Genomic DNA, 15,710 nt, shown 5'->3' with positions numbered 1-15,710 from the left:
AAATGGAAAAACTAACAAACAGGTCGGTACAGGTTGACCGCAGCCCGATGACGTTTGGCGAGAAGATATATCTTCCGGCCATCTTCAAAGGGTTGACTATAACCATCGGGCATATATTTAAGAAGAACGTTACGTTCAAATATCCTGAACAAAAACGTGCTTTTAGTCCTGTATTCCGTGGCCTGCATATTCTGAACCGTGACGAAGAAGGTCGTGAGCGTTGTACCGCCTGCGGACTTTGTGCGCTGGCATGCCCCGCTGAAGCTATTACAATGGAAGCGGCTGAACGCAAGCCGGGAGAAGAGCACCTGTATCGTGAAGAAAAATACGCCGCTAAATACGAGATCAATATGCTGCGTTGTATTTTCTGCGGCTATTGTGAGGAGGCTTGTCCTAAAGATGCGGTATACCTGAGTGAAACGCTGATGCCTACGCATTACAGCCGCAAAACAATGGTGTACAAAAAAGAAGATCTGTTAATTCCTAACCCCAAAAATCACGGCAACCAATAATACTCATGAGTGCATACGAGGCAATATTCTGGTTACTTACGGTTATGGCAATAAGCTGTGCGTTGGGTGTAGTGCTCAGCCGCAACCCCGTGAGCAGTGTTCTGTTCCTGATAGCAACCTTTTTTGCGGTGTCAGGACATTATATATTAATGAATGCGCAGTTCCTGGCTATAGTTAACATTATAGTATATGCGGGAGCTATCATGGTACTGTTCCTGTTCGTCATCATGTTGATGAACCTGAATGCGGATACCGAACCGCAGAAGAACCGGCTGGTGCAGCTGGCGGGTGTCATATCCGGGGGTATCATGTTCCTGGTAGTACTGGCAGCGCTGAAAACGTCTACCAACAACATGTTGGAGCAGACGGCTACCGACATCGGATTGATCAAAAACCTGGGTATGACACTCTTTACCAAGTTTGTCCTGCCTTTTGAAATAAGCAGTGTTCTTTTCTTGAGTGCAATGATTGGCGCGGTTGTGTTAGGTAAAAAAGGAGAAGAATAATCTTGAAAATGTTTTTGGTTTTGATTTTTGACTTTTGAATTTTTTGAAATGCCGATACAATATTATTTATTCTTAAGCCTGGCGTTATTCAGCATTGGTGTTATGGGTACGCTGATGCGTCGCAACGCCATTATCATTTTCATGTGCATTGAGCTGATGCTGAATGCGGTGAACTTGTTGCTGGTTGCATTCTCTAAAATGTACAACGATGCTTCTGCACAGATATTCGTGTTCTTTAGCATGGTAGTGGCAGCGGCTGAGGTTGCGGTAGGTTTGGCGATAATTGTGATGATGTACCGCAAAGTACATTCGGTAGACATTAATATTTTAAACAGATTAAAACACTAAGCGTTGACTAATTTAGTTTACTTAGTTCCATTATTTCCACTGATAGGTTTTCTTATCAACGGTATCGGCTGGAGAAAAATACCAAAGTCTGCAGGTGGTATCATTGGTAGCGTGGCGGTATTGGCTTCTTTTGCAGTTTCACTGGGTATTTTCTTTGAGGTTAAGTCTTCCGGCACAAGTACGGTTGTCAACCTGTTCGATTTTATCCGGTCCGGTAGCTTGAATGTGCCTTTCGCCTTCCAGGTAGATGCACTGTCGTCCCTGTTCTTACTCATCATTACCGGTGTTGGTTTCCTGATACATGTATACTCTACATCTTATATGCACGATGATGAAGGTATGGTGAAGTATTTCGCTTACCTCAACCTGTTCGTGTTCTCTATGTTGCTGCTGGTGCTGGGTGCCAACTATCTTATCATGTTCATCGGTTGGGAAGGTGTGGGACTTTGCTCTTACCTGCTCATCGGTTTCTGGTATAAGAATCGTGATTTCACCAATGCCGCTAAAAAGGCATTCGTGATGAACCGTATCGGTGACCTCGGCTTCCTGGTAGGTATGCTACTGGTGCTGTACAACTTTGGAACACTTTCTTACGGCGAGTTTTTCGGACAAATAAATAGTGGTTCTGCTGTAGTAACAGACAGCATGTACAACTGGATAGCTGTTTGCTTCTTCATAGGTGCTATGGGTAAGAGTGCGCAGATACCACTGTTCACATGGCTGCCCGATGCGATGGCGGGTCCTACTCCTGTATCGGCACTGATACACGCTGCTACCATGGTTACTGCGGGTATATATATGATAGCACGCAGCAGTGTGTTATACAATATGGCTCCCGGTGCGCAACATCTGGTGGCTGTTATAGGTCTTGCTACAGCAATTATTGCAGCATCTATTGCTATCAAACAATACGATATCAAAAAAGTACTGGCCTACTCTACTGTCAGCCAGCTGGGCTTTATGTTCCTGGCGCTGGGCGTAGGTGCTTATACAACTGCGGTGTTCCACGTTATGACACACGCCTTCTTCAAGGCCCTGTTGTTCCTTGGTTCGGGTAGTGTGATACACGCTATGGGCGGCGAGCAGGACATTCGCAAAATGGGTGGACTGAACAAACACATGCGCGTTACGGGTATCACCTTCCTGATAGGTTGTTTAGCTATCGCAGGTATCCCCGGGTTCTCCGGCTTCTTCTCGAAAGATGAAATACTGGCATCTGTTTATACGCACAGCCCTGTAATGTATTACCTGGCACTGGGTGCGGCATTGATGACAGCTTTCTATATGTTCCGCCTGTACTTCCTGACGTTCACGGGTACATTTCGTGGTACGCACGAGCAGGAACATCACCTGCACGAAAGCCCTGCGGCTATTACCATACCACTGGTAGTGCTGGCTATACTGGCTATCGTAGGTGGTTATGTTGGCCTACCCCCTGTTATCAGCGAGCATCATACGCTCAATGCTTACCTGGCACCTGTTGTCAGCAACTTTGACGTACATCACCTGGAGCACGCTACTGAGTGGATGCTGATGAGCTTGTCTACCGGACTGGTAATAATGATGATAGCAGTAGCCTACTCATTTACTAAAAAGCCAAACTTTGCGGCCAATACGGGTATTGCCAAAATGCTGGAGGACAAATGGTATTTCGACGAATTATATGATGCGATCATTGTTCGACCTATAGCTGCACTGGCAGGACTGCTCAATAACGTGGTTGAGAAACTGGGTATTGACGGCGCTGTAAATGGTGTTGGTAAACTGGTGAACTGGGGTAGCGGAAAAATAAGACTGGCGCAGAGCGGACAGGTAGGTTTTTACATTTTTGCGATGGTACTGGGGATAACAGCCCTGTTCGCTATCAGCTTTTTTTGGATACAATAATTAAGACACAGCAATATTGCGACTGATATTATGATATTGATATTACTCATACTGATCCCTTTGATAGCAGGCATTTTCAGCATGCTGGTGAAAGCGCAGGCCAAGGGTATCGCGTTGTTAAGTTCTGTTGCTACACTTGGTATATCTGCGTTGTTGTGTACAGATATATATAATGGTGCGCAAATAGCCTGGAGTATGCTGTGGATACCAACCCTTGGTACTAACATCAGCCTGTTGGCCGATGGTATGGCTATTATGCTTTGCCTGCTTACAGGTATTGTGATGACGGTTGTATTCATTACCAACAGCAATAAAGAGGTAGAGAACCGTGGCGCGTATTACGGGCTGATGCTGTTATCACAGGCGGGCATTACGGGTGTATTCCTCGCTTCTGATGCTCTGCTGTTCTACTTCTTCTGGGAGCTGGCACTGATACCTGTTTACTTCCTTTGCTCGCAGTGGGGTGGCGAAAGGCGTATTGCGGTTACTTTCAAATTCTTTATCTATACATTCATTGGTAGCCTTATGCTGCTGGCGGGTATCATCTACCTGGCTATGCAGGGTTCAGGTTCCAATGCATTTGCATGGGATAACATCGTACGCGCGGGAGCTTCGCTGCCTGCCGACCAGCAGCAGTGGTTGTTCTGGCTCATCTTCATAGCCTTCGCTATCAAGATGCCGATATTCCCTTTCCATACATGGCAGCCCGATACTTACGAGCAATCGCCTACCCCGGTTACGATCATACTGAGCGCCCTGATGGTGAAGATGGGTTTGTTCGCGGTGGTGCGCTGGTTGCTGCCCGTAGTGCCCGATGGCATGATGTACTGGTCTGATACGGTAATTACACTTTCTGTTATCGGTATCGTTTACGCGTCGCTGCTGGCTATTGTACAGACCGACCTGAAACGCCTGGTGGCCTATTCATCTATCGCCCACATGGGCCTGATGAGTGCGGCTGCCTTTGCCAATACAAGTGTAGGTACACATGGCCTGATGGTGCAGATGTTCAACCACGGTATCAACATAGCAGGTATGTGGGTGATAGTAAGTATGGTAGAGCAACGTTGGGGCACACGCGATATGAAACAACTGGGTGGTATGGCCAGTACGGCACCTTTGATGGTGGTAGCTCTGGTTATCATATCACTGGCTAACATAGCACTGCCGCTTACCAATGGTTTCATAGGCGAGTTCATGTTGTTCAACGGTTTGTTTGCAAGCCAGTCGCAATACCACATCGTATTTATGGTGGTGGCAGGTCTGGGTATCATACTTGGCGCGGTGTACACGCTGAACATGATACAGCGTACAGGTTATGGCGAGGCTGTGGCTATGAAGCCCGGCACCGGCGATCTTACAGTAAATGAATATATTGGCCTGGCTATTTTGATAGGCCTGATCATAATATTGGGTGTTTATCCTAAACCATTGCTGGAGCTAACAGCCGGCATGGCGGGTTTGATGCCTTAATGGTTATAATTATTAACTAAAATAAAAATCGAGGTGATCATGCATGGGCATGATGATCCTGGTACTGGAATATGAAGGCAATTATTGCTGCTACGATATTGGGTATAATATTGATGTTCTCCGGTCTTTTCATCAAAGAAAAGAAGACCATTGTATCAATTGCTACAGCTTTGTTCCTGGCGCTGCTTGGCGTAACTATCTGGGAAGTACAGTCGGCATCTGCCACGGCTCCCGAAATGCTGTTCAACAACATGCTACGTTTCGATAGCTACGCGCTTTGGTTCAATATGCTCATGGCGGGATGTACATTACTATACATAATGCTTATGGGCAGGGATATTATGCGCGTGGGCAACCACGTAGCGGAATATTTCTCGCTCATCAGCTTTATCCTTTGTGGTATTTTCCTGCTCAGTACCTACAACAACCTACTCATGCTGTTCATCGGTATCGAGATCATGTCTATACCTCAGTACATACTGGCGGGTAGCGATAAGCGTAACCTGAAGAGCAACGAGGCATCGCTGAAATACTTCCTGATGGGTGCCTTTACTACCGGTATCCTGCTTATGGGTATCACCCTGTTGTATGGTGCTACAGGTTCTTTCTACATTACTAATTTCACCTTCCTGCAAACATCGGCGCTCAACCCGATGGCACTGGCGGGTATCATGTTCATACTTATAGCATTCGCTTTCAAAGTGTCGGCGGCGCCTATGCATATGTGGACACCCGACGTGTACGACGGTTCGCCTACTGCATTCACGGCTTTCATGTCTACTATCGTTAAGGCGGGTGCATTTGTCGGTTTCCTGCGTTTGTTCCACGTTGCCTTCGGCAGCCTCAACGAGCACTGGATGATGATAGTAGCGCTGATAACTGCGGCTACCCTGTTCATCGGTAACATTACTGCGGTATTCCAGCAGAGTGTGAAACGTATGTTGGCCTATTCTTCCATCGCGCAGGCGGGCTTTATGTTGTTCGCTATCATTGCCGTCAACTCAGTAGCATGGCAGGGTATGATCATTTATGCGACAGCTTACAGCGTAGCTACTATCGGTATGTTCTCCGTACTGATAAAAATGAAAGATTATACGTACGACGGCTTCAACGGGCTGGCTAAAAAGCAACCGTTGCTGGCATTCTTTACTACTATATTTATGCTGTCGCTGGCGGGTATACCGCTTACCGGTGGTTTCATGGCCAAATACTTTGTGCTGACGGCTGCTATGCAACACGGCAACCTGCTGTGGCTGGTGATATTCGCACTACTGATGGCGGCTGTGAGTGTGTACTACTATTTCCGCGTTATCATAGCCATGTACTTCAAAACAGGCGATGCTGAGATGACCGTAGAAATGGGCCCTTCAGACAAAGTCCTGTTGGCCATTACCTGCATACTGGTGATACTCCTCGGCGTTGCTCCGCAACTGTTTTTGGGTAGCATATAGAAATATTTGTCTAGTCTATATTTAACCGGTCCTTGTTTGCAATGCTTGTAACAGACACCAGCAATTGGCATAATTATTGTCCTTTCAATGCCATACAAAAAGCACCAATATGCGTTACCTTTTATCCTTAATTATTGTAATGTTTCTTTCAACCTTTAGCTATGCTCAGCATAACTGGTATCTGTCTTCTGGTGTGGGTATGAATTTTACCAACGTAACGTTGAGTAATTACGAGAGCCCTTTCGTTTTCGATGCGAACCCGGATATACTGATTGACCTGAAACTTGCAAAACAACTGAACAAACACTGGCAGGCAGGCCTGGCTGTCGAAACCGGTAATATGCGCACCAAAATGTGGTATAAAATAGAAATGTACCAGGATGACAGACTGGTGTATAACTACGCATATTATGATGAGGTAAGGCTCGTATCTCCCAATGTATCGCCCGCCTTGTTTGTCAATTACCAGCTAAATATGGGGCGTGGCTCATATATGTATGCAGGTCCGCAGCTCGGCATTATTACAGGGGGTAATGATCTCGGTTTTTCACAGGCGGTGTTGCCCATGGCCGGTGCCAATGCAGGAATGGCGCTGGCACTCACAAAAAATACTAAGCTGCAACTGAATAACGGCTGGCGCATTGCCCGTTTCAACCATAGCAAAGCAGATGGCATACTGGAAACCACGGGTACAAACACTTATACCATACGCAGAAACTCGGGAGTCACCCTGAGTTATTTCACATTCACGGTAGGCATAGTTGCGGCACTATAAACAATTCATTATTACAATATAATTACGTATATTTGATATGGTATTACACCCGTAATATCCCTCAAGTTCTTTGACATCCTGTTACCTGAAAATCAGTGAATGAACATTCGTTTCCGAAACAAAAAAGAGGTTCCCCTCCTGTTACTAGGAAGGGATATTGACGAACACCTCAAAGGAGTATGAGACAATCGGGGTGGTTGACTCGTGAAAACCATACTATTTCACAACAACTGAACACATTGAGCTCAATAAGGCAACTAAAATCAATATGAACGAATTACAACATTTGCTTCCCATTGTTAAGGCAGAAAATCACTAATCCACTTAACATTACTTAACAAATGACCCTGCGAACTCATTACGACGGACATATTAACAAAAACTGGGTGATTTTCCCCTTGTGGCAGGGCCGCATCATAAAGTACTTTTAAGGGTTCATAATGGCAATAATCCGGTTCAGCTATGTGAACGTATTACTGAACCACTATTTGCTAATGTGATTACCCGTATACACCAGACGTGCCCCTGCTGTTTAGCAGGGGTTTTTGTATCCTCAGCCAGCTCATTTCAGGTCTTTACAAAAAGGTAATATGCATAGATCGCCGGCAAGTAATGTAAGTACACCGATTTATCTTGCTTTCCGGGTCTGATTGTTATTGAAATATGTTATTTTACAGCCCCTAATTGAAAAGCATATTATGTTTGCATATATAGAAGGGGATTTAACATATAAATCCCCGTCTTTAGTATACTTATCGGTAAACGGGCTGGGCTACGAGGTCAATATCACCTTGCAGACCTTCAGTAAGATACAGCACCTGGACAAATGCCGGCTGTATACCCACCTGCAGGTACGCGAAGATGCCTGGGTGATGTACGGTTTTGCCGATGAGCAAGAGCGTGAAACATTCCGCCACCTATTGAGTATCAGCGGAGTAGGGGCAGCTACAGCCAGGCTGATATTGTCCTCACTGAAACCCGAAGAATTGGGCCGCATCATCAGTACCGAAGATGTGAACAGCCTTCAGAAAGTGAAGGGCATAGGCGCCAAAACGGCGCAACGTATCATCCTGGAGCTGAAAGGTAAGCTGCAGTCACTGCCCCAGGATGCAACATTTACGGGCATTCAGCACAATACAATCGAGAATGATGCGTTATTTGCATTAGTGAACTTAGGCATTAACAAGGCCGCAGCACAGGCAGCCATCGGCAAAATAGAAAATGCAGGTTCGCTGACTGTTGAAGACATAATTAAAAAGGCATTGCGGTTACTATAAAACCTTGGGAATCAAGTACATTGACGGGTAAAACGAATTTCGGATATAAGTTAGTATTGGCTATATCACTATTGATAGTGATAGCGAATGTTGCTGCCCGCGATTTTGATGACCCTTTTTTCTACGACGAGCCGGACGAAAAAGATACTGCGAGCAAGAAAAAGGACTCGCTTGAATTGAAATTCCCTATATATGACAACTCGGGTAATCCCGTTGACCAGAACCCTTCCAGTATCGACCTGAAACAACCTGCTAATATTCAGCAGGAGGTAGAATACTCGCCAGGCGACAGTGGATATTACTTCTCAAACAAACTGAGCGATCGTTACCTGAGCACGCCTACCTTCCTGACCTTTGACGAGTACATGGATTACCAGGCCAAAAAAGATGAACAGGCCTACTGGCAACGCAGGATGAAAGCCCTGACATTGTTCAATAACAAGCCTGACCTGCCGCAGATGTATAAAACGGGCCTTTTCGACAGGATATTCGGGGGTAGTACCATATCAGTAAAACCGCAGGGTAATGTGGATGTTACATTCGGTGGTAACTGGCAGAACATACAGAACCCTACACTGCCGCAACGTGCGCAGAAGTATGGCCGTTTCGACTTTGATATGCAGATGAACGTCAACCTGCTGGCCACGGTTGGCGATAAGTTGAAACTGAATATCAGCAATAATACCAAAGCCACTTTTGACTACCAGAATGTACAAAAGCTGGAGTATGTGGGTAAAGAGGATGAGATCATAAAAAAGATAGAGGCCGGTAATATCAGTTTCCCGCTCAACAGCAGCCTGATAAGTGGCGTGCAGTCGCTCTTTGGTTTGAAAACGCAATTGCAATTTGGTAAGCTGTGGGTTACCTCTGTAGTATCTCAGCAAAAGTCAAAAACACAGAGCCTTACCATACAAGGTGGTGCGCAGACGCAACAGTTCTCAGTTAAGGCTGATGACTATGAAGAGAACAGGCACTTCCTGTTATCGCACTATTTCAGGAATAACTATAATAAGGCTTTGTCTACCTACCCGGTTATCTCTTCGTTGGTTACCATTAACAAAATAGAGGTTTGGGTGACCAACCGTACAGGTGCAACAGAAGGCGTACGTAATATCATTGCATTCACAGACCTGGGTGAAGCTGAGCCTTATCGTGATATAGTAAAAGGAGCGGTAAAATCTGTACCATATGGCCTGCCTGATAACTACTCGAACCAGTTGTACTCTACGTTGCAACAGATACCCGGCCTGCGCAGCCAGGGCAATACGGGGCAGATCGTGAATACCGGTTTCGGGCTGGAAACTACCAAAGACTTTACGGCTGTTACAGCACGTAAGCTGAACACTACAGAATACTCTTTCAATCCGCAATTGGGTTATATATCGCTGAATACGCAGATCAACTCGGATGATGTGTTGGCGGTGGCATTCAGGTATACTTACAACGGCAAGACGTTCCAGGTAGGTGAATTCTCTGAAGACCTTCCGCCACAGCCAGGGCAAAATGTGATCAATCCTAACCCGCAGAACCCTCAACAGAATACATCTTCCAACTCACAGCGGGTGTTGTTTATGAAGATGCTGAAAACTACTTCGCCCAGCCCGGCATTACCCATATGGGACCTGATGATGAAAAACATCTACGCATTGGGTGGACTGGGTGTTTCTAAAGATGAGTTCAGGCTTAACGTGCTGTACCAGGATCCGGGCGGTGGTGAAAAAAGATACCTGCCTGAAGGTGTGCAGGCTGGTGTACCGCTTATCAGGATACTGAACCTGGACAGGTTGAATTTTCAGAATGACCCTGCTCCTGATGGTATATTCGATTTTGTAGAGGGCATTACGATCAACACACAGCAGGGTAAGATCATATTCCCTGTTCTGGAGCCATTTGGTAGTGATCTGAAACCGGCCCTGGGAGATAATGCGACACAACTGGAGAAAAAATATCTCTACCAGATACTGTACGATTCAACTAAAACCGTTGCTCGCCAATTTCAGCAAAACAACAGGTATGTAATAAAGGGTTCTTACCGGTCATCATCATCATCTGAGATATTTCTGGGAGGATTTAATATCCCGCAGAACTCGGTATCCGTTTCAGCCGGTGGACAAAGGTTAGTGGAAAATGTTGATTACCAGATAGATTACGGCCTGGGACGTTTGAAGATATTGAACACCGGTATACTCAACTCAGGTATTCCTATCAATGTGCAGTATGAGGATAATGCCACATTCGGTTTCCAGCAGAAAAACTTCTTAGGTACGCGTCTTGATTACTTTGTCAATGATAAGCTGACAATAGGTGGTACCTATATGAGGTTAACAGAACGGCCGTTCACCCAAAAAACAAATGTGGGTGAAGACCCGATCAAGAATACCGTGTTGGGCCTGGATGCAAACTACCAGTCGGAAACACCCGGGGTAACCAGGCTGCTGGATAAGCTACCGATATTTTCTACCTCTGCACCGTCATTGCTGAACGTAACAGGTGAGGTTGCAGGGTTACTACCAAGTCACCCAAGGCAAATTGATGTATTGGATCCTGAAGGTTCTGTATACATTGATGACTTTGAAGGAACGCGCAGTTCTTACGACCTGAAATTCCCGGCAAATGCATGGACCCTTGCTTCTACCCCGGTGGGAGCTACAGACAGGAATGGTATAAAACTGTTTGCCGAAGCCACAGAGAATAATAACCTGGTATATGGCTCCAACAGGGCCCGCCTGGCTTGGTATTTCCTGGAGCCAACCCTGGTTGACCCGAACACAGGCGTGCCTGACTATGTAAAGAATGATCCGAACCAGCACTATATAAGGTTGGTACAACAAACAGAAGTATTTCCTCAGAAATCCACTGTAAGTCTGCAGAATGCATTAAGTACACTTGACCTCGCATATTTCCCGGCAGAAAGGGGCCCTTATAACTTTGATGTTGACGGGTTGACAGCAGATGGTAAACTAAGCAGGCCTGAAACACGCTGGGCAGGTATCATGAGATCGATAGATAACAGTGACTTTGAGGCATCGAACGTAGAATTCATTGAGTTCTGGATGCTGGATCCGTTTATCAACCGGCCGAATTCGAAAGGAGGTTCTTTCTATATCAACCTGGGTAATGTGTCAGAAGATGTATTGAAAGACTCGCGCCTGTTTTTTGAGAATGGTATCAGCTATCCTAAAAACACGAACCAGTTGCTGGAGAGTAAATGGGGTTATGCTCCGGTATTTCAACAACAAATCACCCGCGCTTTTGAGAACGATCCTGCCGCAAGAACAACGCAGGACGTCGGTTATGATGGATTGGATGATGAGGAAGAGCGACACTTTTTTGCGCAATATCTGAGCCAGGTAGCAGCCAAAGTAAGCCCCGAAGTGCTGGATAAGCTCAATAACGACCCATCTGGTGACAACTATAAATATTTCCGCGACCAGGAATATGAGAACAACCAGACGGACGTCATCACCCGATATAAAAAATTCAATAACCCGCATGGTAACTCACCTGTTTCTGACGGTAGCTCCAGCTATTCATTTGCCGGTACCAATATTCCGGAATCAGAGGACATCAACAGGGATAATACACTGACTGAGTCAGAAGATTATTATCAATACCGGATAGATATACAACCCAATATGCAGGTGGGAACGAATTATATCATCAGCAAGGTAGAGACGGATGCCAAGCTACCTAATGGAGCTACTGAAAAGGAAACCTGGTACCAATTCAAAGTTCCTTTGCGCGAATATTCAAATGTGGTAGGCGGTATCTCAGACTTCCGTTCGATACGTTTCATGCGTATGTTTCTTACCGGTTTTGAAGACAGCGTTGTTATGCGTCTTGCCCGTTTAGAACTGGGACGTAATAACTGGAGGCGTTATCTCTTTTCGCTGGAGCACCCGGGAGAAAAAGTTCCTGAGAATGATAATACAGAATTCTCAGTGCTATCTGTCAGCCTTGAAGAGAATAGTAAACGCCAGCCAATACCTTATGTAATACCGCCGGGTGTAAACAGGCAACAGGCAAATATCAGCAGCGGTCAGAATGTTCAGCTCAATGAACAGGCACTGTCATTGCAGGTATGTAACCTGAAAGATGGCGATGCAAGGGCTGTGTTCAAAGAGGTAAACGTGGACATGCGCCAGTTTACCGGTATGCGCATGTTCGTACACGCGGAATCGAGGGTAGGCCAGGCACCATTGGTAGACGGTGAGCTAAGGGCTATTATTCGTATTGGTAGTGACTTTATCAATAACTATTACGAATATCAGGTACCGCTGAAGATATCTCCTGCCGGAGATGGTAATGCAGATGCAGTGTGGCCGGAAGGGAACAGGATAGACCTGGTGCTTGAAGACCTTGTAAAGGTAAAGACAGAACGTAACGCAAAAGGACTTACAACCTATGAACCATATACTTCGGTAACACCCGACGGCAAAACGATACTTGTATTAGGTAATCCTAATATAGGTGATGCAAAAACGATGATGCTGGGTGTCTATAATCCTGACAAAACTGACAACCCCAATGATGATGGTCTGAAAAAATGTGCTGAGGTATGGTTCAACGAATTGCGTCTGGTTGGCCTGAATGAGAAGCCTGGTTACGCTGCATCTGGTAAGATCAGCCTGCAAATGGCTGACCTGGGTAATATCAACCTGAGTGGTAGTATGCATACTCAGGGTTATGGTAATATCGATCAGAAACTGAACCAGAGGTTCAGGGATAATTTCTACCAATATAGTGTATCAACCAACCTGAACATGGGTAAACTGTTGCCACGCAAGTTGGGGGTACAATTACCTGTGTTTGTCGGGTATTCAGAAAATATCAGCAACCCGCAGTACGACCCGTATGATCGTGACGTTACCTACAAGAACAAGATCAATTCGGCTTCGGATGCCCAACAAAGAGATTCACTGAAAAAAACAGCCCAGGATTTCACGTCTGTGCTCAGTGTCAATTTTTCTAATGTGCGCATACTTGGCAACCCGGATAAACAAACAACATCTACCAAACCGTGGAGTGTCAAGAATTTTGACGTGAGTTATGCATATAACAAACAGTTCAAACGCAACCCGATAATAGAAAGCGACAACCTGTTGGATCAGAAAGCAGGGTTAGGCTATACATACACGATCAAGTCTAAACCTATTGAACCATTCAAAAGAACCATAAAAACAAAGTCTCCCTGGGTTTCACTCATAAAAGACTTCAATATTAAATTGCTGCCTGCCAACTTTACTTTCCGTACCAACCTGCAGAAAGTTTTTGAAGAGACACAGGTACGTAACGTTACTAACGATCCGATAGAGATACAACCAACATACTTTAAGAACTTTTTGTGGTCGAGGGTGTACACTACCCGCTGGGAGCTGTCTCGTTCATTGTCGTTCGATTACACAGCTACAAACAATTCAAGGATAGATGAGCCATATGGGAAGATAGATACACAAGAGAAAAAAGATTCATTGTGGAATTCTATCAGCAAGCTTGGGAGGAACACATTTTACACCCAGCAGTTCAATACAACCTATACACTTCCTCTGCAAAAGATACCGGCTCTTGACTGGACTAATGTTCGCATAAACTATGGTAATACCTATAGTTGGACAGCTGCATCCAGGCTGGCGAAGAGCCAGGGTAATACCATTGGTAATACGCAGAATACACAAGTGAATGGTGAGTTGAATTTTGACAGGATATATAACAAGCAAAGATGGCTCCGTGCTGTTAACCAGCCCAAACCGCGGAAAGTGCCAACGAAAGATACAACCGGCGGGAAAAAGGCTAAAGACCTAAGGGCCAAGTCTAACGATAATAGCAAAGCAAAAGACAAGAAGGAAGAAAAAGTTCCTGAGAAATTTGATATTGATGAGGCCATTGAGAAACTGGCCGGAAAGATGAGCAATGAACAACTGGATTCTGTACGCAAAGTATTTGAAGCACAGGAAGTAGCAAGGCTTAAAGCAGAAAAAGAGAAGAAAAAACGTAAAAAGAAGGAAGAAAGAAGAAAGAAAAGAAATACTACTCCTGAAGTGAACGACCTGGAGAGGTTTGCAGGCCGCCTGCTGACAAGTGTGAAACGAACGACCATAAACTATACAGAAAACTCGGGCTCTACATTACCGGGTTATATGGATAGTACACGCTTTATGGGTATGAATGACCGCAGCGGAGCGCCAGGTTTCAACTTTATCTATGGTTATCAGCCTGACAGGCCATGGCTGGAAAAGCAGGCTCGCGAGGGAAAACTAAGTACAGACTCACTGTTCAATGCACAGTTTCAGCAGCAGTATACGCAAAGCATTAACCTGGTGACAACTATGGAGCCTATCAAAGACCTGCGTATTGATATGACCCTGACGAAGACATACAGCAAATCGCTCAGTGAGTTGTTCAAAGACACTACATTTGGTGGTGGTGATTTCACTCATAATAACATTTATGAGACAGGGTCGTTCACAGTAACTTATATAGGACTAAAAACACTATTCCAAAGCGGTGGTGTTAATTCCGAAGCATTCACACAGCTTTTGAACAACAGGACCATTATTTCAGAGCGATTAGGTAATGCCAACCCGTATGTAAATGGTGCAAATGACCCCAATAATGCCGACTATCAAAAAGGATATACTGAATATTCACAGGACGTGCTTGTGCCATCGTTCATTGCGGCATATACCGGCAAAAAAGCCAGTGACGTGGGCTTGATAAGCTATGATAACAGGAACATCAAGAACAATCCGTTCAAGGCATATAAACCTATGCCTAACTGGCGTGCAAGGTATAACGGTCTGATGAAGATCGAGGCCATACGTAATATAGCCAGCAACTTTGTACTGAACCATTCTTATTCGGGTACTTTGTCAATGAACAGCTTTGTGTCGGCATTATACTACCAGGATATCTACAACCTGGGTTTCCCTTCGTTCATCGACTCTAACTCTGGCAACTTTGTACCGTACTTCCAGGTGCCTAATATTACCATATCAGAGCAACTGAACCCGTTAGTTGGTTTTGATGCGGCTTTCAAAAACAATATGCAGACCAGCTTTGAATATAGGAAGACAAGAACCGTAAGCCTTAGCCTGATAGACTACCAGGTAAGTGAAACTAACAGTACCGAATACGTGATAGGTCTGGGTTACCGCATCAAGGGCCTTATTCTGCCATTTGAAGTATTTGGCGTCACCAAGCTGAAAAATGACCTGAATGTAAAGGTAAACGTGTCGCTCAGAGATGATAAAACGGTGAATAACTACCTGGCTCAGAACCTCAGTGTCGTAACAAGGGGGCAAAAAGTGATCACAATCTCACCAACCATCAACTATATAGTAAGTGATAAGTTGACCCTGATATTCTTCTACGACAGGCGTAAGAGTATACCATATATTACCAGCTCATACCCTATCACTACTACCAGGGCGGGCATTACCCTCAGGTTCATATTTGCCCAATAGTATTATAGACAAACTATA

At 45.1% G+C, this 15,710-nt stretch carries 9 protein-coding genes; all 9 read left to right on the top strand.

All coding sequences use genetic code 11. From position 1 onward, the window contains the following. The first annotated feature begins 2 nt into the window (after window positions 1-2). The 9 genes from H6550_01295 to sprA all read left to right on the top strand — a co-directional run bounded on the left by H6550_01295 (window position 3) and on the right by sprA (window position 15,692). Window positions 3-512: an NADH-quinone oxidoreductase subunit I gene (locus H6550_01295; GenBank protein MCB9044749.1), complete on the top strand. Its 510-nt coding sequence runs from the start codon at window positions 3-5 to the stop codon at window positions 510-512. 5 nt (window positions 513-517) lie between these two features. Beyond that, window positions 518-1,018: an NADH-quinone oxidoreductase subunit J gene (locus H6550_01290; GenBank protein MCB9044748.1), complete on the top strand. Its 501-nt coding sequence runs from the start codon at window positions 518-520 to the stop codon at window positions 1,016-1,018. A gap of 48 nt (window positions 1,019-1,066) precedes the next feature. Then, window positions 1,067-1,366, top strand: a complete 300-nt coding sequence (gene nuoK, locus H6550_01285; GenBank protein MCB9044747.1) for an NADH-quinone oxidoreductase subunit NuoK — start codon at window positions 1,067-1,069, stop codon at window positions 1,364-1,366. A 3-nt stretch (window positions 1,367-1,369) separates the two neighbouring features. Further along, window positions 1,370-3,253 (top strand): NADH-quinone oxidoreductase subunit L, encoded by a 1,884-nt coding sequence (nuoL, locus tag H6550_01280; protein ID MCB9044746.1) that lies wholly within the window; start codon window positions 1,370-1,372, stop codon window positions 3,251-3,253. 30 nt (window positions 3,254-3,283) lie between these two features. After that, window positions 3,284-4,726: an NADH-quinone oxidoreductase subunit M gene (locus H6550_01275; GenBank protein ID MCB9044745.1), complete on the top strand. Its 1,443-nt coding sequence runs from the start codon at window positions 3,284-3,286 to the stop codon at window positions 4,724-4,726. A gap of 71 nt (window positions 4,727-4,797) precedes the next feature. Beyond that, window positions 4,798-6,177: an NADH-quinone oxidoreductase subunit N gene (locus tag H6550_01270; GenBank protein ID MCB9044744.1), complete on the top strand. Its 1,380-nt coding sequence runs from the start codon at window positions 4,798-4,800 to the stop codon at window positions 6,175-6,177. Window positions 6,178-6,316: 139 nt separating this feature from the next. After that, complete coding sequence (locus H6550_01265; protein ID MCB9044743.1) at window positions 6,317-6,952, top strand: hypothetical protein; 636 nt, start codon at window positions 6,317-6,319, stop codon at window positions 6,950-6,952. A 698-nt stretch (window positions 6,953-7,650) separates the two neighbouring features. Continuing rightward, window positions 7,651-8,229, top strand: a complete 579-nt coding sequence (gene ruvA / locus H6550_01260; GenBank protein ID MCB9044742.1) for a Holliday junction branch migration protein RuvA — start codon at window positions 7,651-7,653, stop codon at window positions 8,227-8,229. A 56-nt stretch (window positions 8,230-8,285) separates the two neighbouring features. Then, complete coding sequence (gene sprA / locus H6550_01255) at window positions 8,286-15,692, top strand: cell surface protein SprA (GenBank protein ID MCB9044741.1); 7,407 nt, start codon at window positions 8,286-8,288, stop codon at window positions 15,690-15,692. The last annotated feature ends 18 nt before the right edge of the window (window positions 15,693-15,710 follow it).

The sequence above is a fragment of the Chitinophagales bacterium genome (assembly GCA_020636495.1).
In the GTDB taxonomy this organism is placed as follows: domain Bacteria; phylum Bacteroidota; class Bacteroidia; order Chitinophagales; family Chitinophagaceae; genus UBA5543.
Note: the sequence above shows the minus strand (reverse complement) of the source record. Positions and strands in the feature narration are given on the sequence as shown.